Annotated in this window: 21 protein-coding genes, 2 tRNA genes and 1 pseudogene; 13 read left to right on the top strand and 11 right to left on the bottom strand. The window is 71.1% G+C overall.

The genetic code is table 11. The annotated features are described in order from the left end of the window. Positions 1 to 45 precede the first annotated feature (45 nt). Together ACZ5XS_RS39555 and ACZ5XS_RS39550 are read right to left on the bottom strand one after the other, a co-directional pair. Positions 46 to 921 (bottom strand): DUF2797 domain-containing protein, encoded by an 876-nt coding sequence (locus tag ACZ5XS_RS39555; protein WP_468659768.1) that lies wholly within the window; start codon positions 919 to 921, stop codon positions 46 to 48. Positions 922 to 968: 47 nt separating this feature from the next. Continuing rightward, complete coding sequence (locus ACZ5XS_RS39550; protein WP_468659766.1) at positions 969 to 1418, bottom strand: HGxxPAAW family protein; 450 nt, start codon at positions 1416 to 1418, stop codon at positions 969 to 971. A gap of 106 nt (positions 1419 to 1524) precedes the next feature. On the opposite strand from ACZ5XS_RS39550, the gene ACZ5XS_RS39545 reads away from it, so the two are divergent. The 4 genes from ACZ5XS_RS39545 to ACZ5XS_RS39530 all read left to right on the top strand — a co-directional run bounded on the left by ACZ5XS_RS39545 (position 1525) and on the right by ACZ5XS_RS39530 (position 3741). Beyond that, positions 1525 to 2070, top strand: coding sequence for a MarR family winged helix-turn-helix transcriptional regulator (locus tag ACZ5XS_RS39545; protein WP_468659764.1), 546 nt, complete (start codon positions 1525 to 1527; stop codon positions 2068 to 2070). 42 nt (positions 2071 to 2112) lie between these two features. Continuing rightward, positions 2113 to 2277 carry a hypothetical protein gene (locus tag ACZ5XS_RS39540; protein WP_468659762.1) on the top strand — a complete coding sequence of 55 codons (165 nt, stop codon included), beginning with the start codon at positions 2113 to 2115 and terminating at the stop codon, positions 2275 to 2277. Positions 2278 to 2457: 180 nt separating this feature from the next. Then, positions 2458 to 2976 carry a GtrA family protein gene (locus ACZ5XS_RS39535; protein ID WP_468659760.1) on the top strand — a complete coding sequence of 173 codons (519 nt, stop codon included), beginning with the start codon at positions 2458 to 2460 and terminating at the stop codon, positions 2974 to 2976. A gap of 78 nt (positions 2977 to 3054) precedes the next feature. Then, positions 3055 to 3741 carry a hypothetical protein gene (locus ACZ5XS_RS39530; RefSeq protein WP_468659758.1) on the top strand — a complete coding sequence of 229 codons (687 nt, stop codon included), beginning with the start codon at positions 3055 to 3057 and terminating at the stop codon, positions 3739 to 3741. Between the two features lie 48 nt (positions 3742 to 3789). On the opposite strand, the gene ACZ5XS_RS39525 is transcribed toward ACZ5XS_RS39530, so the two are convergent. Both ACZ5XS_RS39525 and ACZ5XS_RS39520 read right to left on the bottom strand, forming a co-directional pair. After that, positions 3790 to 4158, bottom strand: coding sequence for an SCO4225 family membrane protein (locus tag ACZ5XS_RS39525; RefSeq protein ID WP_468659756.1), 369 nt, complete (start codon positions 4156 to 4158; stop codon positions 3790 to 3792). A gap of 71 nt (positions 4159 to 4229) precedes the next feature. Continuing rightward, complete coding sequence (locus ACZ5XS_RS39520) at positions 4230 to 4490, bottom strand: GntR family transcriptional regulator (RefSeq protein ID WP_468659754.1); 261 nt, start codon at positions 4488 to 4490, stop codon at positions 4230 to 4232. A 156-nt stretch (positions 4491 to 4646) separates the two neighbouring features. On the opposite strand from ACZ5XS_RS39520, the gene ACZ5XS_RS39515 reads away from it, so the two are divergent. The 4 genes from ACZ5XS_RS39515 to ACZ5XS_RS39500 all read left to right on the top strand — a co-directional run bounded on the left by ACZ5XS_RS39515 (position 4647) and on the right by ACZ5XS_RS39500 (position 6356). Next, positions 4647 to 4880: a hypothetical protein gene (locus ACZ5XS_RS39515; RefSeq protein ID WP_468659752.1), complete on the top strand. Its 234-nt coding sequence runs from the start codon at positions 4647 to 4649 to the stop codon at positions 4878 to 4880. After that, positions 4880 to 5194, top strand: a complete 315-nt coding sequence (locus tag ACZ5XS_RS39510) for a hypothetical protein (RefSeq protein ID WP_468659750.1) — start codon at positions 4880 to 4882, stop codon at positions 5192 to 5194. Before ACZ5XS_RS39515 ends, ACZ5XS_RS39510 begins: the two co-directional genes overlap by 1 nt. A 108-nt stretch (positions 5195 to 5302) precedes the next feature. Beyond that, positions 5303 to 5638 (top strand): ArsR/SmtB family transcription factor, encoded by a 336-nt coding sequence (locus ACZ5XS_RS39505; RefSeq protein ID WP_468659748.1) that lies wholly within the window; start codon positions 5303 to 5305, stop codon positions 5636 to 5638. 1 nt (position 5639) lies between these two features. After that, entirely contained in the window at positions 5640 to 6356 is a 717-nt protein-coding gene (locus ACZ5XS_RS39500) for a cation efflux transmembrane domain-containing protein (protein ID WP_468659746.1), read from the top strand. A 38-nt stretch (positions 6357 to 6394) separates the two neighbouring features. Here the strand turns inward: ACZ5XS_RS39500 and ACZ5XS_RS39495 are convergent, their stop codons facing one another. The 4 genes from ACZ5XS_RS39495 to ACZ5XS_RS39480 form a co-directional block, all read right to left on the bottom strand. Further along, complete coding sequence (locus ACZ5XS_RS39495; protein ID WP_468659744.1) at positions 6395 to 6697, bottom strand: hypothetical protein; 303 nt, start codon at positions 6695 to 6697, stop codon at positions 6395 to 6397. Positions 6698 to 7060: 363 nt separating this feature from the next. Next, on the bottom strand, positions 7061 to 7804 hold the full coding sequence (locus tag ACZ5XS_RS39490; RefSeq protein WP_468659742.1) for a VOC family protein: 744 nt from the start codon (positions 7802 to 7804) through the stop codon (positions 7061 to 7063). Positions 7805 to 7950: 146 nt separating this feature from the next. Beyond that, the gene (locus ACZ5XS_RS39485; protein WP_468659740.1) at positions 7951 to 8640 is read right to left on the bottom strand and encodes a hypothetical protein; all 690 of its coding nucleotides are present in this window, start codon (positions 8638 to 8640) and stop codon (positions 7951 to 7953) included. A 402-nt stretch (positions 8641 to 9042) separates the two neighbouring features. Next, positions 9043 to 10314 carry a calcium-binding protein gene (locus ACZ5XS_RS39480; protein ID WP_468659738.1) on the bottom strand — a complete coding sequence of 424 codons (1272 nt, stop codon included), beginning with the start codon at positions 10312 to 10314 and terminating at the stop codon, positions 9043 to 9045. A 617-nt stretch (positions 10315 to 10931) separates the two neighbouring features. Here ACZ5XS_RS39480 and ACZ5XS_RS39475 point away from each other — a divergent pair. The 3 genes and pseudogenes from ACZ5XS_RS39475 to ACZ5XS_RS39465 form a co-directional block, all read left to right on the top strand. Then, positions 10932 to 11597 (top strand): annotated as a pseudogene (locus ACZ5XS_RS39475) (DUF3631 domain-containing protein); the annotation flags it as partial. A gap of 179 nt (positions 11598 to 11776) precedes the next feature. Further along, positions 11777 to 11974, top strand: a complete 198-nt coding sequence (locus ACZ5XS_RS39470) for a helix-turn-helix domain-containing protein (protein WP_468659736.1) — start codon at positions 11777 to 11779, stop codon at positions 11972 to 11974. After that, positions 11974 to 13254, top strand: a complete 1281-nt coding sequence (locus ACZ5XS_RS39465; RefSeq protein ID WP_468659734.1) for a tyrosine-type recombinase/integrase — start codon at positions 11974 to 11976, stop codon at positions 13252 to 13254. The genes ACZ5XS_RS39470 and ACZ5XS_RS39465 overlap by 1 nt, the downstream gene beginning before the upstream one ends. An 80-nt stretch (positions 13255 to 13334) precedes the next feature. Here the strand turns inward: ACZ5XS_RS39465 and ACZ5XS_RS39460 are convergent. Both ACZ5XS_RS39460 and ACZ5XS_RS39455 read right to left on the bottom strand, forming a co-directional pair. Next, positions 13335 to 13407, bottom strand: a tRNA-Arg gene (locus ACZ5XS_RS39460). Positions 13408 to 13604: 197 nt separating this feature from the next. Beyond that, positions 13605 to 13695 (bottom strand) — tRNA-Ser (locus ACZ5XS_RS39455). 168 nt (positions 13696 to 13863) lie between these two features. Between ACZ5XS_RS39455 and ACZ5XS_RS39450 the strand changes: the two genes are divergently transcribed. Together ACZ5XS_RS39450 and ACZ5XS_RS39445 are read left to right on the top strand one after the other, a co-directional pair. After that, positions 13864 to 14346, top strand: coding sequence for an SSI family serine proteinase inhibitor (locus ACZ5XS_RS39450; RefSeq protein ID WP_468659732.1), 483 nt, complete (start codon positions 13864 to 13866; stop codon positions 14344 to 14346). A gap of 324 nt (positions 14347 to 14670) precedes the next feature. Then, entirely contained in the window at positions 14671 to 19545 is a 4875-nt protein-coding gene (locus tag ACZ5XS_RS39445) for a PAS domain-containing protein (protein WP_468659730.1), read from the top strand. A 19-nt stretch (positions 19546 to 19564) separates the two neighbouring features. On the opposite strand, the gene ACZ5XS_RS39440 is transcribed toward ACZ5XS_RS39445, so the two are convergent. Beyond that, positions 19565 to 20143, bottom strand: coding sequence for a TetR family transcriptional regulator (locus tag ACZ5XS_RS39440; protein ID WP_468659728.1), 579 nt, complete (start codon positions 20141 to 20143; stop codon positions 19565 to 19567). Between the last annotated feature and the right edge of the window lie 91 nt (positions 20144 to 20234).

The raw sequence follows: 20234 nt of genomic DNA, 5'->3' as shown, positions 1-20234 counted from the left end.
TCAGACGCCCGGCTCTCAGGCGCCCGGCTCTCAGACGTCCTGCCGTCAGAACAGCCCGGACTGCAGGCCTGGCGGTGCCTTGAACTGCCGTACCGGCACGGTTACTTGCTCGCTCCCGGCGGGAACCAGCTCCCACCCCGTCATCAACCGCGTGTCGAGTACGACGGTGCCCCTGCCCTCGGTCAGTACGTGCAGGTCGGGTCCGGCGGCCGCCACCAGCCGCCCGCTCACCGCACCGCCCGCCACGAGCTCGCTCACCTCGCCCGACGCCGTCGGCAGGCCGGCGAGTCCGAACACTCCGGCGTGATCGACGGGTAGGCAGGGAGCCCGCTCCAGCGACTCCGGCCAGTTGCCGAGCCGCACGGCCCGCGCATGCAACTCCGCGATCTCGGCCGTCCGTTCGGCCTCCGTCTCCGGCAACGCGGCCCGCACCGCCCGCTTCACGACGTACGGGATGCGGTCCGGCACGCCGAGCGCGGCACGCAGCAACTCCTCTGTGCGCCGCGCGGCCATGAGCGGCCCGGTGCCCAGCCAGGTGAAACAGACGGCACCCTGCTCAAGCAGCCGGGCCGAGCCCCGCTCTTCGCCGGTGATGCCGACCTTGAGCAGGCCGGGACCGAACCAGGCCAGATAGACGCGGTACGGCCTCGGGTCGTCCGCGAGGGTGTCGGCGGCCACCGAGTGCGCCCGGTCCAGTCGCGCACACTCCTCGCACCGCGCCCCCGTGCTCCGCCCCGGCACGGCCGCCCGCATCGGACACCCATGCCCCCGCGCTCCCAGACACGTCCGGACACCCCCCTCCGCGACCCCGAAGGCCACCCGCTTCCCCCAGGTCAGCGCGCTGCGCCGACCGCCGTCCCACACCAGCACGGGGCCGTCCGCCGACCAGCGCAGCCCCGAGCACTTCCATGCCTGTGCCATCTCTGTCGAGAGTAGAGGGCGGCACTGACAATCCGGTCGCGTGCGGCTCAGCCACCGGGGCTGACGGTGACGGGCGCGGGCTCGCCACCCGCAGGAACCGGGACCGACTCCGGAACCGACACCGGGAACGACCCCGCAACCGGTGCGGAGACCGGCACCGGCAGATCCGCCACAGCCGTACGCCCCGCCGTACGCCGAGCCCCCCGCCCCGCCATCCGGCACCCGACACACCCCGGATGCCCGCCGCGCGCCGACAGGTCCCGGACCCGCATGCCCCATTCCTCCCTGGGCCGCAGCCCCGACGGCTTGCCCCAGCCGGCGAGATGCAGGGCCCAGGTGACGAGGAGGCTCACCACCACGATCGCGAATCCGCCGGCCAGAAGCGGGACGGACACCAGGCACACGCCCACCCCCAGCACCGCGCTCCCCACGGTCGCGATGCCGACGCCGGTCCATCCTGCGACCGTATGGCCGTGGTCATACTGATGTGCGCTCACGTGCCCGCCTCCCAAAGTCAGGAATCAGCTCCCAGCAAATCTCTCACCACGTGAGAGATTTGCTGCGTAAATATCTCACACGCTAAGGGAATAAGGAAGTACCCGGATGCAAGCCAAGCCGCGCCCCACCGCCACTCCGGCCCAGGCGTTGTCGGCGATGGACTCCCTCGTCGCCGCCCATCTGCTCGGCCAGCAGGAGATGGCCCAGCGGCTGGGCCTCAACGTCACCGATCTCCTCTGTTTCGCCTGCGTCCTCAAGGCAGGCGAGGACCTGTTGACGGCCGGTGACCTCGCCGAGCACGCCCACGTCACCACGGGCGCGGTGACCGGCATCCTCAACCGCCTGGTCCGCGCCGGCTTCGTCACCCGCGTCCCCGACCCGGCCGACCGCCGCCGCGTCCGCGTGGCCGCCGTCCCGTCCGCGGTCGCCCGCGTCCACGCCCTCTACGAGCCCTACTACGCCCGCCTGAACGCCCTCTTCGCCGACTACACCGCCGACGAGATCGCCGTACTCACGGACTGGTTCACCCGCACGACCACACTTGCGCACGGCTATATCGAGGAGATGCGGGTGAAGGACGAAGGCGGCGCGGCCAACGGTGAGGCCGAGGGCAACGGCGACGGTGGCGGCAACCGGAGCCGTCGCTCCTGAAGCGTCACGCCTGCGAAAACGCGCCTGTGCGACGAGGGCGCGGTGAGCGACGACGACCCCGAGGCCATGTCCGCCTGGTGCGCCGACGCCGAACAGGCGGGCGGCGCGGTCGTCCTGGCCCTCGACCGGGTGCCCGAAGTGCTCGACTGGACCCACCTGTTGGGCTCGGGAACGGCGCACGGCGGCTTCGTACGCCTTCTGTCCTGACGACCCGACCCCCGGGCGGCCACACGTCCATGGTGTAGCCAGCCCTACCTCCGGTTCGGGAGAGCACACCATCGTTTCCGGCGGCGCGCGACGGCATCGTTGACCTCGGTTGATCCAAGTGATCGAACAGGTCAGAGAGTTCGAGCCCGAGCTCGAGCCCGCCGCCCGGAAGGAAATGTCATGGAGTCGCTGGTTCCGCCGAAGCCGCAGTCGCAGCCGGCGCCTGGCCCGCTCTCCTCCTTCGCCCGCTTCGTGGTGTGCGGCGGCGGCATCGGAGTCCTCGCCAGCTTCACCGTTCCGCTGGTGGCCATGACGATGCCCTGGGCGGTGGCGAACGCGGTGATCACCGTCGCCTCCACCCTCCTCTGCACCGAGTTGCACGCCCTCTTCACCTTCGGCACGGGACGGCGGCCGGGGTGGCGCCGGCACCTGCAGTCCGCGGGTTCGGCGACGGCCGCGTACGTCGTGACCTGCGCCGCGATGTTCCTGCTGCATGTGGTGCAGTCGTCGCCGAGCACGCTCCGGGAGCAGGCGGTCTATCTCTCCGCGTCCGGTCTCGCCGGCATCGGCCGCTTCCTGGTCCTGCGCCTGGTCGTCTTCGCTGACGGCAGGAGCCCGGCGAGCCGGACGGCCGCACCGAAGCGGGTGGCCGGCGACTGGAATCCTCCGTTTGTGAGGACCGAGGCGTTCGCCGGATGACCGATCCTCGGCGAGCTAGCGTGCCCATGTCACTGTTTATGTGAGAGTGCACCATGTGCACGAGGGGGATTCCTTCACATGCGGAAAACGCGGAGTAGAGCACTGTCGCGCCTGACCATCGCACTGCTCGCCGGAACCGGCCTCGCCCTCTCCGGCCCGGGCACCGCCCACGCCACCACCACGACCGACATCCCGGCACCCACCGCCAACGGCGTCTCGGCCACGGTGACGTTCTCCGACACGGTCGTCCCGCAGCCCTACAACCCGGACCCCGCCGCCTACTTCGGCGACCGCAAGTGCCTGAACACCTACCACGACTACACCCCGACGCCCGGCTGCGGCGGCTTCAAGCTGGGCGTCACCCTGCACAACGTCCGCAACCAGCCGGGCTACCTCGCCGGGCTGCGCAGCACCGACGACTTCTTCGACGCGTACGCCGACACCGCACGCACCTTCGGCTGCCTCCGGCCCGACGGCAGCTTCGACCACGGCACCAGTTTCGTCGTCCGCGCCGAGCAGCAGCCCCTGCAGCCCGTGTACTACACGACGCAGACCTCCTGGGTCCTCTACCAGCAGGACCAGTACCCCGACCAGGACACGGGCCCGGGCTTCTACATGAACTTCCCCGCGGTGGAGGTGAACTGCCCCGACGGCATGACCCCGACCCAGTACGGCCTGAAAGTCACCAACGTCAACGTCACGGTCGAGGACGACAACGTCTTCGGCCACACGACGTGGAACGCTCCGGGCCCGTACTACGGCTAGGGCAGGCGGGGCAGGCCAGGCCGGCGGGTTCCGCGTCCGTGCACCGGCTCAGCCGGCGTGCGGACGCGGAGCCCGCCGCCGCTGCCGCCCGCGCAGGGAGTCCAGAACCGCTCCGAGAGCCAGCGACTGAGCCAGGGCGGCGACGACGATCCCGCCGACGAAGAACCACGCGGGCGCCTGTGAACCGAACACGGCCTCGCCGATCCCCGCGACCACCCCGAACACGGGGAAGGTGAACAGCGCGGGCCACACCCAGATCATCGAGGCGTCCGGGTTCTCCCCGAACAGCGGCTCGGCCACCGCGACCAGTATCGAGGCCGCGACCAGGCCGAGGTAGACCGCCGAGGCGGGGTTGGCGAACATCAGGCGCACGAGAGTGCGCGTGCGGGTGCGGGTACCTGCAGAGCGGGCGTTCATCGGTTTCTCCCCCGGTTGTCGTATGCCTCCAGGGTCGGTCGGCGGCACGCCGGTGTCGTGAGTACCCGTACTCAGCTGGGCGACTCAGACGATTCAGGCGTCACGGTCGGCTCGGCGACGAAGGAGCCGAGACCGGGCTCGGTGTAGATGAGACCTTCCTGACGCAGCCCCTTGTGCACCTTCTGCGCAGTAACCGCAGCGATGCCGAACTCCGCCGTGATCTCGACAACGGACGGGATACGCGTACGCGGCGGATACGTGCCGTCCTCGATGCGGCGGCGGATCACCTCGGCGACCTGGCGCCAGCGGGGGATGTCGGGAGCGAATTCCATCACCGCACCACCATGCGCAGACGGCAGCACCCGGCGCGATTCACAGTTAACCGCTCATACCGCAGTACACCATAGTAGGGTTGCCCACGAAGAAGCCCCGGCGACGGATGGAGCCGCCCCGGGGCACCGGCCACCAGCCGCACTGGAGCTGATGACATGACCGACCTTATCCACCGCCTCACCACCTGGGTGACCCTGCTGCTCAAACCACCCGGCACACCCGACCGCCCGGCGCGACCGTCGCTCCCCGCCCCCATCGCCGCACCCCTCCTCCCTCCCCACCGCAGCCCGTACGGCCTCGACACCCCCCTCGACGCCACCGCAAACCGCTCCGTACGCCCGTACCTCACCGGGCACACCCCCTGGAGCCACGGACTGGAGGTCGCCTGATGGAACCGCAACCGCAATCACAGCCGCAGTCACAGCCGTCGCGCGAACCCCGCCTCCTCCCGTGGACCGGCCTGGAGGGCAAACCCTGCTACCTGGTCACCGACGACCACGCCGGCCCGGTCTCCCGCCTGGCGGACGCCACGGAGTCGATCCAACTGGGCATGGGGTCCGAACTCCTCGAACACGCCCGTGACCTGCTGCCGAACACCCCGCCCGGCGAGACCCGCTACCTGGCGGAACGCCTGACGGAGGCCCTCCGGGACACCCTCCGCATCGCGGAGAGTCGGGGACGGCGACTCAGTCATCTGAACTGAACGGGCCCCACTCGTCGACGGCGCGGCCCTCACCGAGGGGCCAGCCGTCGGCGAGGGTGACGACTATCCAGTCTTTCCTGAATTCAGGATTGCGTGTACTTTCGTGGGGTGCTGACTGTTGCTTCCGACATCGAGGTGCTGGCCCGCTTCGGCCGCGCGCTGGCCGACCCGATCCGCTGCCGACTCCTGCTGGCCCTGCGCGAGGCCCCCGCCTACCCGTCCGACCTTGCCGAGGCCCTGGGGATCTCCCGCACCCGCCTGTCCAACCACCTCACCTGCCTGCGGGACTGTGGCCTCGTCGTCACCCTCCCCGAGGGGCGCCGCACCCGCTACGAACTCGCCGACGAACGCCTCGGCCACGCCCTCGACGACCTGCGCACCGCCGTCGTCGCCGTCGAGACCGACCGCACCTGCCCCGACGCCGAGGAAAAGGGCTGCTGCTGAGATGGCCGCCACGACCCACATGTCCCTCGGCCCGTCCCCGGCCCGCCGGGACGTACTGGCGAAGCGCATACGGCTGCTGGTCGCGGCGACGATCACCTACAACGTGATCGAGGCGGTCGTCGCCATCACGGCCGGCACCCTGGCCTCCAGCACCGCACTGATCGGCTTCGGCCTCGACTCGGTCATCGAGGTCTCCTCCGCGGCCGCGGTCGCCTGGCAGTTCTCCGCCCGCGACCACACGGTCCGCGAAGCCCGCGAGAAGACCACGCTGCGGATCATCGCCGTCTCCTTCTTCGCCCTCGCCGGTTACGTCACCCTCGACGCCGTCCGCGCGCTGGCCGGTACCGGCGAAGCCGGACACTCCACGCCCGGCATCGTGATCGCCGCCCTGTCCCTGCTGGTCATGCCGTTCCTGTCCGCCGCCCAACGCCGCACCGGACGCGAACTCGGCTCCGCCTCCGCCGTGGCGGACTCCAAGCAGACCCTCCTGTGCACCTATCTCTCCGCCGTCCTCCTCCTCGGCCTGCTCGCCAACACCCTGCTCGGCTGGGCCTGGGCCGATCCGATCGCGGCCCTCGTCATCGCCGCGATCGCCGTCAAGGAAGGCCGCGACGCCTGGCAGGGCAAGGGCTGCTGCGCCCCCACGGCAGTGAGTGGGCCCGCCCCCGACACCCGGGCGGGCTCCTGCGGATGCCGACCCGGCTGCGACTGCTGCTGAGGGGCGGCTGAGACCGCCGGCTGCAACCCGACCGGCCGTCAGGCAGCGCCACTTACCCCCGGGGCCACGAAGCGCCTGTGGAGCGGGAAGAACTCCGGCTGGGGGTCGCTCTCCACGCCCAGTTCGCCCTTGAGCACGGGTTCGATCCTGCCGGCGATGAACCGGCCGAAGTGCTCCTCGGACTCCCAGACGTCGAGCACATGGAAACCGTCGTCGCCGAACCACGCCACGTGCAACACACACCCGTCCGGAGAGTCCTCCTCCCAACGCACCTTCTCCCGGACCTCCTTGTACAACTCGGGCGTGATCTCGGGCCACACAAAGGTCATGACGACGGCCATGAGGGTCCCTCTCGTTCGCCTCGGCGCGGCACGGTCTGCGCCGCGCGCACGACGACGCTAAGCAGGCCGGGCCGACCGGGCACGTCGGGCGGGCCATTCGTGCCCGGACTCGCGGGAGTGCCGTCAGCTTCGTCCGGGTGGGCGAGGCTGCCGGTGCGGGGACTGGCGAGCGTGACACGGGACGAGCCAAGCAGTCAGGCCTGCGAGACCGTGGCGTCACACCGTGTTCCTGCTCGCCGCTCCCGACGCGGGATCGCGGTTCCGGGTGGGAGTACGCGCGGGCGAAGGAGGCCGTGCGCGCCGGGTCGGCGGTGAGTCGCTGATCGTCGCCCCGAGGACGCAGCGTCCGGCCAGGGCTTCGCGTCAGCCCGGAGCGAGGACGTCGAACTCGTTGCCCTCCGGGTCGACGAGGCACGTCCACGACACCTCGTCGCCCTGGCCGAGGTCGATGTCGGTGGCGCCGAGAGTCCGCAGCCGGGCCACCTCCGCCGCCTGATCGTCACCGGGGTAGGGCCGGAGGTCGAGATGGACGCGGTTCTTCACGGTCTTGGCGTCGGGCGTGCGGACGAGCTTGAGATACGGGCCGACGCCCTTGGCGGAGCGCAGCATCGCGTGATCGTCGGTGATCTCGTGCAGAGTCCAGTCCATCGCCGCTTCCCAGAACCGGGCCATGGCACGCGGATCGATGCAGTCGGCCACGATCGCGGCGATCGGCCCGGTGTCGCCGTAGATCTCCCGAGGCTCCGCCACGCAGAACTCGTTGCCTTCCGGGTCGGCCAGGACCGTCCACGGGACGTCGCCCTGGCCGATGTCGACCGGCGTCGCGCCGAGACCCTTCAGACGCGCGACCAGTTCCGTCTGATGGGCGGCGGAGGTGGTGGCGAGGTCGATGTGCACACGGTTCTTCACCGTCTTGGGATCCGGGACGGTGATGACGTCGATGCAGACGGCGGTGGGATCGGGATAGGCGAAGCCCTCGGGTTCGAGGTTGGTCACCACGCCGGGTTCCTCGACGGAGCTGCTCCAGCCGAGCGCCTCCGCCCAGAACCGGCCGAGCTCGGCGTCGTCCCGAGCATTCATCGCGATCTGAACAAGACGCATTGTCATGCCCCCGATCCTATGCAAGCCGCCCCGCAGCGACCTGCCCAATTACCGCCGCCGGCCCAGGAGATCAACTCGCCGGGCCCACCCGAAGGGGGCTCAGCGCGTCCTTTGGCACTCAGGGCTGACCAGCCACTGAAGCCGAACGCCGGTCAGAACGGGGGCGGGTCCGGATGGAGGGGCGAGCGGTTGGCGCCCTTCAGCAGGCTGATGACGCGCTCATGAGTGTCGCCGACTCGATCGAGCACACGCACCCTGACAAACACGTTCTCCACCTCGCGCATGGCCTTCTCCGTGAACCAGCCCAAAAACATCAACTGCTCGCCCGGAATGGGCCGGCCCGGACCTATGAGATCCAGCGCGAAGTCCTGTCTGTTCAGGAGCCCTCGGCTCTCGATCGACGCGAGCACCGCCTGATGAGTCACCCAGTCCGAGGAGTCGACGGCCCCCTGGGCGAGCGCGGACGAGGTGTAGGTGATCCGGTAACTCAGGTCCGTCGTCACGGCTACGTCCTGGCCACCGTTGAACAGGTGGCACACCCAGGCCAGTCGGTTGTCCGGAGCCAAGCCCTCGATGACACGGCCGAAGTAGCCGATCGCGGGCCTGACCGTACGGGCGTACTGGGCGCGGGCGAGCGACGCGCCTCCGGTGGCCAGGACAGCCGCGACAGCGCTCTGGACGTCCAGGAGCTTGAGCTTCCACGGCCAGTCGCGGATCAGTCGTGGCGGCAGGTTCTCGCGGATCAGGGTGTAACTGAGAAGCAGCACCGCGACGCCGACGAGTACCAGGAGAAGCCTCGAGAACAGCTCGCTCCGGTGGATCACGCGCTGCGTCGTCTCCATGCCCCGCCCCACTTGGCCTCTGTGCAGTTGATCAAACTCTAGGGAACAACCGCGGGGCTGAGACAGAGGGCATGCACACGGTGCGGTGCCGGGGTGCCGGAGGAGGGACGGAAGCAGTGCCGTAGCCCCGTCGCCGCACTTCGCTGCTGTAGGGCCCGAACCCGCAAACACCAGAGGCCCCGGATCTCTCCGGGGCCTCTGGTCTGCTGTGCACTCGGCAGGATTCGAACCTGCAACCTTCTGATCCGTAGGCGCGTGCAGCACCGTCACGAACCGCTCGCCTGCTGGGATCCGTTGGCTCGTGCGCCGATCACGGGGGTGCCACGGTGCGCGGTTGTACGCCTGTGTTGATGTCAGCTACTGATGTCGCTCAACATGCCGGGTCGGGGCGTGTGGGGTGGGTTAGAAGCAGCCGGGGCCGGTGGCGGGGTTGAAGCAGGCGTTGATGCCGGGGCCGCCATCGTTGGTGTTGGTGCCGGGGCCGCCGAAGAGCGCGTCGCTGCCGGGACCGCCGAAGAGGGCGTCGTTGCCGTTGTTGCCGTTCAGGTTGTCGGCGCCGTTGCCACCTTCGATGCGGTCGTTGCCGTCACCGCCGGACAGTACGTCGTTGCCGTCGCCGCCGCAGATGATGTCGTTGCCACCGCGGCCGTCGACCACATCGTTGCCGCCGAGAGCGAAGATCACGTCATTGCCAGGAGTGCCGATCAGGATGTTGTTGCCGTTGGTACCGGTGATGGTGGCCGTGGCGGTCGCGCAGGTGGGGGGCGCCGGCTCGTAGGTGACGGTCACCTGGGCCGGCCCCGCTGCGGGAGCGGAGGTACCACCCGTGGGGACGCGGTTCGACCCGCCACCGCCACCACCAGGACCTGCCGTGCCATCGCTGTTGATTTGGCCGCAGCCGCCTCCTCCGCCGCCTCCGAACCAGCCGCCTCCGCCGCCGCCTCCCCCGAAGCCGGTGCCGCCGGTGCCGGCGGCACCGGCCGTACCGTCGGTGCCGGCGGTGGTTGGGTTCGGCGAGCATGCGGCTCCGCCGGTGCCGCCGGTGGTCTGGGTTCCTCCGCCACCGCCGACGCCGCTCTGCGGTCTGTCGCCGCCGTCGCCTCCGGTGTCGCCGGCGTCCCCGCCGGTGGCCTCGGGGACCTGGAAGTCGCCGATGGCGGAACCGTAGCCGCCGCCGCCTCCGCCTCCGGCGACGATGAGACGCGGGTCGGTGCCGGGGCTGCCGGTCAGGGTGCAGCCTGGGCCGGCCGAGCTGCAGGTGCGGACGTCGCTGGAACCGCCGCCGACGCCGCCCGAGAAGTTTCCGGTGCCTGATCCGCCGCCGGTGTTGACGTTCACGAACAGGGTGCTGCCCGGGGTAGCGGTCAGGGTGCCGGTGACGGTGGCCCCGCTCCCGCCTGCGCCACCATTAGGCACGTTCTGGCCTGCGGCGCCTGTGGCGGTGACCGTCAGTTGGGTGACGCCGGACGGGACGGTGAAGGGCTGGTTGGCGCCCACGTTGAAGGTGACCGTCACCGGCGCCGCAGCAGCGGGCGTGGCCGTGGGCACGACCAGGGCCGCCGGCAGTGCCACCGTGGCGAGCAGCACGGCAGCACGCCGGGCCGGGCGCCTCCGCTCACCCGCGACTCCGGCGCCACGTCGCTGGAGCATGGCATGTTGCAGGGTCCGTCTCACGATGGGGACTCCTCGGCAAAGAGCGCGGCACTCAGCACACGCCACGGACATCGGTTGATGTTCAGGCCCCTGCCGGGACCGCCCGACGATCAAGCCACACCCGCCCTGCGTGGTCGTACAGACACACCGTCATACCGCCCGCAATCCACCGACCAGACGCTCCCCGACCCCGAACTCGCTCCGGTGATCCGTAGGCGCGTTCACTCGGGTGCGTGCCCCCCGTGACCAGCCGTTGAGCGCCGTCGATCCACGGCGCCGAGCCCGCCATCGTCCGCCGTTGTGCGCTGGTGTACGCGGCTGTTGATGTCAGGCGTTGATGTCAGACGGCATAGGATTTTCGCTGATCAGAGTCCACGCGAGGCTCCGTAAAACGCTTGCGGAGCACTCGGAGCCCGTGACCTGGGGTGTGGCCATGGTGGCCGGGTGCTCCGTGAGTCGACTTACGGAGCACCCTCCCAAGATTGGCATTGCGACGCGATGTACATCGCGACGCAATGCACATCGCGACGCGAATGACTTACGATGCCTACGGACCCAGCCTCACTCAGCCTCACCGAGACTCACTCAGCCTTACCGAGACTCGCTAGGGCTCCGTGAAGCCAGAAGGGCCCAACGCCGGAGCACTGCCGGACACGATCATGACCCGCTCGGTCATCATCCGGATGCGACGCCGGGCCAGGAACGAGCGCGTGGAAGCCTTCCGCGCTCGCCTGCACGAGGCGGAGGGGCACGCGCTGCGTGACCGGCTCGCCGCATGGGCCGAACACGCCCGCGGGTTCGTCATGGGCGCCTGGCCGGACATGCCCGACGGCGTCACCGACCGCCCGGCCGACGTGTGGGAACCCCTGCTCGCCATCGCCGACGCGGCCGGCGGCGACTGGCCCACGAGGGCACGCGAGGCATGCGTGGCACTGGTGACCGCGTCCAAGGCCAACGACAAAGGAGGCCTCGGAGTCCGGCTCCTGACCGATCTGCGCGATCACGTCATGGTCGGCATCGACCGCCTGCCCACCGTCGCCATCCTCGACCGGCTCAACGCCCTCGACGACGCCCCGTGGGCCGATCTGCACGGCAAGCCGCTCGACAACCGGCGGCTGTCGAAGATGCTCGCGGAGTACATGACGGCCGACGACGAGCCGATCGCTTCCCGCAACATCAAGACCGCCGGAAGCGTCCTCAAGGGCTACTACGCCGCCGATCTCTGGGACGCGTGGGCGCGCTACTGCCCCCCGCCCCCGGAAAGTCCGCTACCTCCGCTACCCGGCACCGAGAACGTGGCCTGACCTGCAACAACGGGGTAGCGGCAACCGGCCTCGGTTGCCGCTACCCCGCCGCTACCCATCCGCTACCGCTACCCCTTCCCGCTACCCCGAACAGGCCCCTGACCTGCGACGTAGCGGCGGTAGCGGAAGTAGCGGCCCTCAGAGGTACCCCCGAAGGACCGTCCCGGAGGAGTCACCGCGTGAGCACCGCCATGCCCCCGAGCCACGAGGCGCTCAAGGTCCCCGAGGTCATGTCCGCCCTGCGCCTCAGCCGCAGCAAGGTCTACGACCTCATCCGCTCTAAACAGCTCGAAAGCTTCACGTCCGGCCGCGCTCGCCGCGTCCCGGTCGACGCCGTACGCCGGTACATGCGCAACCGCATTGAGGAGAGCGACTGATGGCCAAGCGCGCCAACGGTGAAGGAACGATCAGCAAGCGGGCAGACGGCCGGTATCACGCCGCCGCCTACGTCTACCGCCCCGACGGAACCCGCACCCGGAAGTTCGTCTACGGCAAGGCCCGCAAGGAAGTGGCCGACAAGCTCACGGAGTTGCAGGAGAAGACCCGCCATGGCATCCCCGCCGCAGAGTCCACCATGGCGTTCGGCGACCACCTGACCTACTGGCTCGCCACCATCGCACCGGCACGCCTCAAGCCGTCCACCCTGAACAGCTATGAGGGGCTGACCCGCCTGTACATCCGCCCCGCCCTCGGTAAGAAGCGGTTGAACCGGTTGTCGCCGGCCGACGTGCGCCGGTTCCTGTCGGAGTTCAAGGACTCCTGCCTGTGCTGCCTGCGCGGCGCGGACCAGGAGCGCCCCGAGGGCAAGCGTTCGTGCTGCGCCGTGGGCCGCTGCTGCAAGCGTCGCCCGTCCGCCCGGACCGTCCAGTACATCCACGCTGTCCTCCGGTCTTCGCTTCAGCAGGCGATCCGGGAGGAGCTGATCGCGCGGAACGTCGCGCGGATCGTGGAGACCCCCACCGTCACCCGCAAGGAGGTGCGTCCGCTGGACGCCGCCGAAGCCCGCCTCATGCTCAAGACCGCCCGGTCCCACCGCCTTTACGCCCTGTGGCTTCTGCTCGTGTCGACGGGCTTGCGGCGGGGCGAGGCGCTCGCCCTCACCTGGTCGGACGTCGACCTCACGAACGGTCAGCTCCGTGTCCGCCGGAACGTGCAGCGCATCCGGCGTGAGCTGATCTTCGGTAGTCCCAAGACGACGCGCTCCATTCGCACGGTGTCACTCCCGATGCACTGCATCCGGGCGCTTGCGCAGCACCGAGCCCAGCAGGAACGGGAACGCACGGTCGCAGGGAAGAAGTGGCAGCCTGCCCCAGGGCACCCGGACGGGCTGATCTTCACGACGACGACCGGCCGCGTCACGGACCCCCGCAGCCTGAACCGGATGCTCACCATCCTGTGCCGGGACGCCGGCGTACGACGGGTGCGGGTGCACGACCTCCGACACACGTGCGCCTCACTCCTGCTCGCGCAGGGCGTGGACGCTCGCACGATCATGGAGACGCTCGGGCACAGCACGATCACGATGACGCTGGACACGTACGCGCACGTGATGAGTTCGACGCTCAAGGCCGCCACAGATCGGATGGACGACGCCCTGGGACTGGAAGAGGCAGAGGAGGGATCAGACGGCGAGCAAGAGCCGGACACTGAGGAGTGATCGACACTTCTGGCCGCGTTGATGTCAGCGGTTGATGTCAAAGGCCCGTTGGGATGATCCCAACGGGCCTTTGACCTGTGTGCACTCGGCAGGATTCGAACCTGCAACCTTCTGATCCGTAGTCAGATGCTCTATCCGTTAAGCTACGAGTGCTTGTTTTGTTGTCCCGCCACCCGGCCTTCCGGCCCGCTCGCGGCGACAGGAAGAACATTACATGACTGCCGCCGCCATGTGAAATCCGTTTGCCATACCGCTTGTGACCTGCGGAAACGGCACTCTGAGCGGGGTCTGGAACGAACACCGGAACGACGAAGCCCCGGCCGTGTCGGCCGGGGCTTCGTGATGAGGTGCGGAGGCGGAGGGATTTGAACCCTCGATGGGCTTTGAGGCCCAAACCGCATTAGCAGTGCGGCGCCATAGACCGGACTAGGCGACGCCTCCAGCACAGCCGCCCGCGCGAGCGCGAGTGGTGCGTGCAGATGATGACACAGTCGAGCGGGGTGTCACCAATCGCCTCCCACGGTACTAGGAGGGCGGGCCGCAGGGCAAAGCGCATATCGGCGGCGGCGAGGCGCGCAACATCCCGGGGGCGACCGCGTTAGTCAGGTCATGTTGCAGGTCACCCGGCTCGGCCGGTTCGCGCGGTTCGCCCCCCTCCTCGTCGGCGTCGGCTCTGCCGTCGCCCTGTCCGCGGCGCCCGCTGCCGCCTCCTCCTCCCTCGCGCCACCGCCCGTCCGGGACGAGGACCGGGCCACGGGCGGCGACCACCTCACCGTCACCGTGCGCAACGCGGGCAGCGACGCGGACGGGACGTACGACGTGGACTGTCATCCCGGCGGGGGGAGTCATCCCGACGCCGGCGGGGCGTGTGCCGTCGTCGAGCGGAACACTCGGTGGGGGAAGGACGCGTTCGCCGCCGTGCCCCGGGACAGCGTCTGCACCATGCAGTACGGCGGGCCGGCCACCGCTCATGTCACCGGGACGTGGGCCGGGCGGCCCGTCGACGCGCGGTTCGACCGCAGCAACGGCTGTGAGATCGGGCGGTGGGACCGGCTCGTGCCGTTGCTGCCCGAGGTCGGGCGACAGGCATAGGGGCATAGAGGCATAGGGGAGGAAGGCGTGGGGGGTGGGTGTAAGGGGTGGGCCTGGGGTCGGCCGACGGGCGGAAGAGGGAGGTCGCGTCGGGTGTGGGCGGTTCATGGCGGATGCCCCGACTCCGGAACGCTGCGCCTCAGCGGGACGCCTGGTCGCGGATGGGGTCACACGTTCTACGTCACTTCGTCGTGCGACCTCCCTCTCATCCGGCGTCGCGAGCGCAACCACTGCCCTTAGACTCCCTCGCGTGACACGTCGCGGGCCGGTTGGCAAGATGGCCCGAGCGGTCGGCAAGGTGCGGTAACAGGGAGGAAGCGTCTCGTGAGCAGCAGGCCATCCCGAGGCGCTGCTCGCCTCGCAGCCATACTCGATGCGCTTCCCGATGCGTTGGTGCTGGTCAACGCCAATGGGACCGTCGTCAACGCGAACACCATCGCGCTCGAGGCCTTCGAGGCGCCGGGGACCGCCCTGGTCGGGCGCGGGCTGCTCGATCTGCTGCCGCAGTTCGACTCCAAGCTCATCCCCGGGTCCATGCGGCGGCCCGACCACATGGATCCGCGCGGCCGGACCAAGCCGACCCGGATGATCGCCCGACGGACCGACGGGACCGAGTTCCCGGTCGAGGTCACCAGCGCGAACCTGGAGAACGGCCAGCAGGCCTACGACAGCTCCGGCTACGGCGGCGACGAACTGCTGATGCTCGTCGTACGGGACCTGACCGGAACCGTGGACACCGAGGCCGAGCTGGCCCGGTCGCAGCGGCAGACCGAGATGATCCTGCGGGCCGCGTCCGAGGGCGTCGTCGGGACGGACACCGACGGGCGGATCGTGCTCGTCAACCCGGCCGCCGCCCAGATACTGGGATACAGGGCCAGTGACCTCGGCGGACGTGGACTGCACGATCTCGTGCTCCACTCCCGGGTCGACGGCACGCCCTTCCCGTACGAGGAGTCCCCGCTCGCCGACACCCTGCGCTCCGGGCGCAAGCACCGGGTGCGCGGGCAGGTGGTGTGGTCGAAGAAGGGCGAGAGGCTTCCCGTCGATCTGACGACCGCGCCCGTCCGCGACGGCGACCAGCTCGTCGGCGCCGTGCTGACCTTCACCGACCGGCGGCCGTACGACGCGCTCGTCGAGGAGAAGGCCGCCGCCGACAAGCGGCACGCGGAGGAGCTGGAACGGCTCTCCGAGGAACACGCCTCCGAACTCACCGCGCTGCGCCAGAAGCACGTGACCGAACTGGAAGAACTCCAGGAGCAGCACGACGAGGAGCTGGCCGCCGGCGAGGAGCGGTACGCCGCGCTCGGGGAGCGCGAGAAGGACCGGTTCGAAGCCCTCGCCGGACGCCATGAGCAACTTCTCACCCTGCTCGCACGGTCGCTGCGCGGGCCCCTCGACGAGCTGCGCCGCGAACTGGCCGCCCTGGCCGCCGACGACGCCGGGCAGCTGTGGCCCGAGGCCAACCAGGTGCTCCATCACCTGTCCGCCGGCTATTCGCGGATCACGACGCTCATCGACAACGTCCTCGGGTACCAGCGGCTCGACACCGGGACGGCCGGCATCACGCGCACGAACGTGATGCTCGACGCCGTCGTCGCGGCGGGTGTCGACGGGGCCGTGGAACTCATCGGGCCCGGCCGCGTGCAGTTCGCCGTACACGCGCCGCCCATCGAGGCCGAGGTCGACGCCCAGCTCCTCGCCACGGCCCTCGCGCACCTCGTCGCGGACGTCGCCGGCGTCGACGCCACCGGCAACTCGCCCGTCTCGGCGGGCGGTTACATGGACAACACGGTCGTCGTCGCGGCGGCCCAGCGCGGTGAGGTCGTACGGATCGAGGTGCGCGGGCCGTACGCCGGGGGAGACCCGGTGCACGAGCCGATCGTGCGCGGGATCGTGCGCGCCCACGGGGGCGTGCTGCAGACGCACGAGGTGCCGGGCATGAGCGGCAGCGCGTACGTCCTCGAAGTGCCGCTCGGTGGCGGGGCGGGGGCCGTCGCGGCCCCCGGTCCGGCCGCGCTGGAGGCGGCCCCCACGGCCCCCGCGGCTCCCACGGCTCCCACGGCCCCCGCGGAGGCCGTACTCCCCGAGCAGGCCACCGGCGGGCGGCGGCGGGCCCGGCGGGCCACGACGGACGCCTTCCTGGACGTCGACGTGGCGGGCGACGCCGACGGTGCCGTTGCCGAGGCGGAGTCCTCGGCGCCGACCGGGCGGCGCAGGCGGCGGGCGGCGAGTGCGCCCGTACAGGAGATCGCGCCGGTTCCGGCCCAGCCTTCGGGTGACGCCGGGGAAGGCTCCGGCGGGGGTACTGGGCGGCGGCGGGGGCGGTCTGCCGAGGGTGCGGGTACGGAGGCGGATGCAGCAGCCGGTGCGGGTGTAGCGGCCGGTGCGGTCGAGGGGGCCGCTGCGGGTCCGGGTCCGGGTGCGCTGGGAGGATCGGTCGCCGGTGTCGCCGAGGGGGCCGTCGTCATGGCCTCCGAGCATGCCTCCGGGACTGCGGCCGTCGGGACCGGACTGGGCGGGACCGTGCCCCCGCAGGGCGTGCCCGCGCCCGGTGGCCGGAGTACCCGGAACGACGGTGCCGAACAGCATGCGTTGCCGCCCGCGTTGCCTGCGTTGGCCTCCGGCGGGGCGGCGCAGGGCCCGGCCGGCGAGAGTGCCGAGGGTGCCGCACACGTCGAGAACGCCCAGCAGCCGACCGGACGGCGCCGGCGTGCGCTGGCCGCCGCCTCGGAGCGGGCCGCCGCGCAGGAGGCGGGGCCCCGCGCGGTGTTCGCCCTGCCGCCGGCGGACGCGGACCGGGCGTCCGAGGGTGCGGAGGCGCCGGGGGCGGTTCCGGGGCAGGCTGCGGGAGCGATTCCGGGAGCGGTTCCGGGGCAGGCCCCGGTTGCTCCGGTCCCTGGACACGTTCCTGGACACGTTCCTGGACACGTTCCTGGACAAACGCAGGCTCCGGGCCAGGGTGTTACCGGTGACGCTCTCGCCGACGAGGGCCGGCACGATGCCGTACCGCACAGTCAGGCCGACGACCACACTCCGCCGCAGCCGCATCCCACGAGCGCGCCGACGGGGCGTCGCCGACGGGCCGTCGGCCAGCGTGCGGAGGAGGAGTCGAGCGGAGTCCCGGGAGCTCCGGGAGTAACAGGGGCAACAGGGGCGCCCGCTCAGGAAGTTCCGGCCCAGGGTGTGCCCGGACAGGCAGTACCCGGACAGGCAGTACCTGGGCAGAGTGTGCCCGGGCAGGAGATTCCGGCCCAGAGTGCGCCTGTCCCGGCGGCCGGCGTGCCCCAGGCCCGCGCTGGCCAGCCCGGCACGGTCGGTCAGGGCGGTGCGGTGGCTCACGCCGATGCGGTGGCTCACGCCGGTGCGGCAGGGCAGCAGGTGCAGCCCGGCCAGCCGGTGCAGTCACCTCAGGCCGCGCAGCCCATGCAACCCGGCGTCCCCGTCCAGCCCGGTGTCCACGTGCAGCCCGGCGCCCCCCTCCCCGCGCAAGGCACTGCCCCCGGCCACCCTGCCCCCGCGCAGGCGGCACCCGCGCAGGTCGCGCCCGGCCACCCCGTGCCCGACCAGGCCGGGTCCGCGTCCGGCGTGCCCGCCGCCCCGGGACAGCCCCTCCCGGCGGAGGCACCCACCGGCCAGACCCTCCCGCCCCAGGGGACTCCCTCTCAAGGCACCCCCGCCCAGGGCACCGCCCCGGGCACCCCTGGCACGCCGCCCCCTGGCACGCCGGTCCCCCAGCCCGTCCCCCAGTCATGGCCCGCCGCCGACGACACCACCGGCGCCGCCATGCCCGTCGTACCGCCGAACGGCGGCCCCGCCCCCGTTCCTCCGGCCCCGGCAGCCCCACAGAGCCCGCAGGCCGCACACGCACCGCAGCACCCACAGCTCCACCCCGGCACCCCTCTCCCCCCGGAGAACAACGGGGCCGACGGGACCAACGGGGCCCACGTGGTCAACGGGCCCACCACAGCCACCACCGCCACCGCCTCCCACCCCCGTGCCGCCCAACCGCTCCCCGCCGAGGCCGCCTCCGCGCCCGTGGACCCGAACTCCACGCAGGGGCGGGCGATCAGTGTGCGGACGCTGGGGCAGGGTGTGCCGTTCAATCGGCAGGCGGTGCAGGTGCAGCAGCACTCGGCGGTCGGACCGCTGCCGTCGGCCACGCCTCCCCCGAACCAGCCGGGCGGTTCCGGCAGGCGCCGCAAGCTCGGTACGCGGCCCGACCCCGCCGCCGCGGCGCCCGAGCAGACGGCCCGTCCGCACCCGTCGGCCGAGCAGTCCGCCGTACAGCCGCAGCCGCAGTCCCAGCCCTCGCTCGCCGGGCAGTCGCGGCTCGCGGGGGCGACCGAGGGCAACGGGCGGTCGTACGCCATAGGGGCGCCCGACGAGAACGCCGCCGAGGGGCCCGAGCCGCTGGACGGTCCCGGTGGGGCCGTCGAGATCGCGGACACCCCGCGGCCGCAGCCGATGGACGACGAGTTGCCGCCGGAGCCGCTCGACAACCCGCGGCGGCTGCTGGTGTGGCCCGCGCCCGACGTCACGACCCAGCAGGCGCTGAGCGACCGTGGGTACCGGCCGGTCATCGTGCACTCGCGCGAGGAGGTCGACGCGCAGATCGCTGCGTTCCCCGCCGCGCTGTTCGTCGACCCGCTGACCGGGCCGATCACCCGGACCGCGCTGCAGTCGTTGCGGCAGGCCGCCGTTGCCGCGGAGGTGCCGGTCCTGGTGACGGCCGGGCTCGGGCAGGCGTCGCGCGAGGCGGCGTACGGCGCCGATCCCGCCGTACTGCTGAAGGCGCTCGCGCCGCGGGATACGGAACAGCATCCGCCGCGCGTGCTGCTGATCGAGGAGCACGCGGAGATCGCGCTCGCGCTGACCGCCACGTTGGAGCGGCGCGGGATGCAGGTGGCCCGGGCCGCGAGTGACGCGGACGCGGTGACGCTCGCGGGGCAGCTCAGGCCGAATCTCGTGGTGATGGATCTGATGCAGGTTCATCCGCGGCGGGCCGGAATCGTGGACTGGCTGCGCGCGAACGGGCAGCTCAACCGCACCCCGCTCGTCGTCTACACGGCCGCCGTCGACCAGGCGGACCTGCCGCGGCTGGCGTCGGGGGAGACCGTTCTCTTCCTTGCCGAGCGGTCCACCAGCAGCGAGGTGCAGGCGCGGATCGTGGATCTCCTGGCCCGGATCGGGACCAACTAGCCGACCAGCGAGTCCACGCCTAGGGTGCGACGAGCCTGCGCGCCGCCTCCTTGATCGAGGCGCGCAGGCGGGCGCGGTCGGCGTCCTCCGGGCCCGTGAGGATGCGGCGCATCTGCGGGACGGCGGCGGCCCAGTTGGCCAGGGCCGTCAGCAGGAACAGCAGGTCGCGGGGCGGGAAACCGTCGGTGATGACGCCCCGGGCCTGGCCGTCCTCGATGGCGGCGACCTTGCGCGTGTAGTGGTCCTGGCGCTCGGTCTCGTCGGGCAGTTCGGCGGTGCCGTACTCGATGCCCTCCCAGAAGAGGAGGCGCAGCAGTTCGGGGTGGGCGGCGTGGTAGTCGAGCAGTCGGTCGACCCAGCCCTCGATGTCGTCCGGGTCGACGGGGACGGCGGCGGCGAGATCGACCATGCGCGTGCTGAGGACCTGCGTGAACAGCTCCGCCTTGTTGCCGAAGTAGGCGTAGATCAGCTGTTTGTTGGCCTTGGCCGCGGCGGCGATGCGGTCGATGCGGGCGCCCGCGATGCCATGGCGGGCGAACTCGGCGACCGCCGCCTCGTAGATCCGCGCCTTGGTGGCCTCGGGGTCTCTCACTGCCATGAGGGCAGGGTACCGCCGGGACCACCCCTTGTAACCAACTGGTTGGTTGACAGGGAATTCGGATGCGGTTCACACTGTTGCACCTTCCAAC

Source organism: Streptomyces sp. NPDC033131 (genome assembly GCF_055578365.1).
This window is presented reverse-complemented; position numbering and strand designations above follow the sequence as displayed.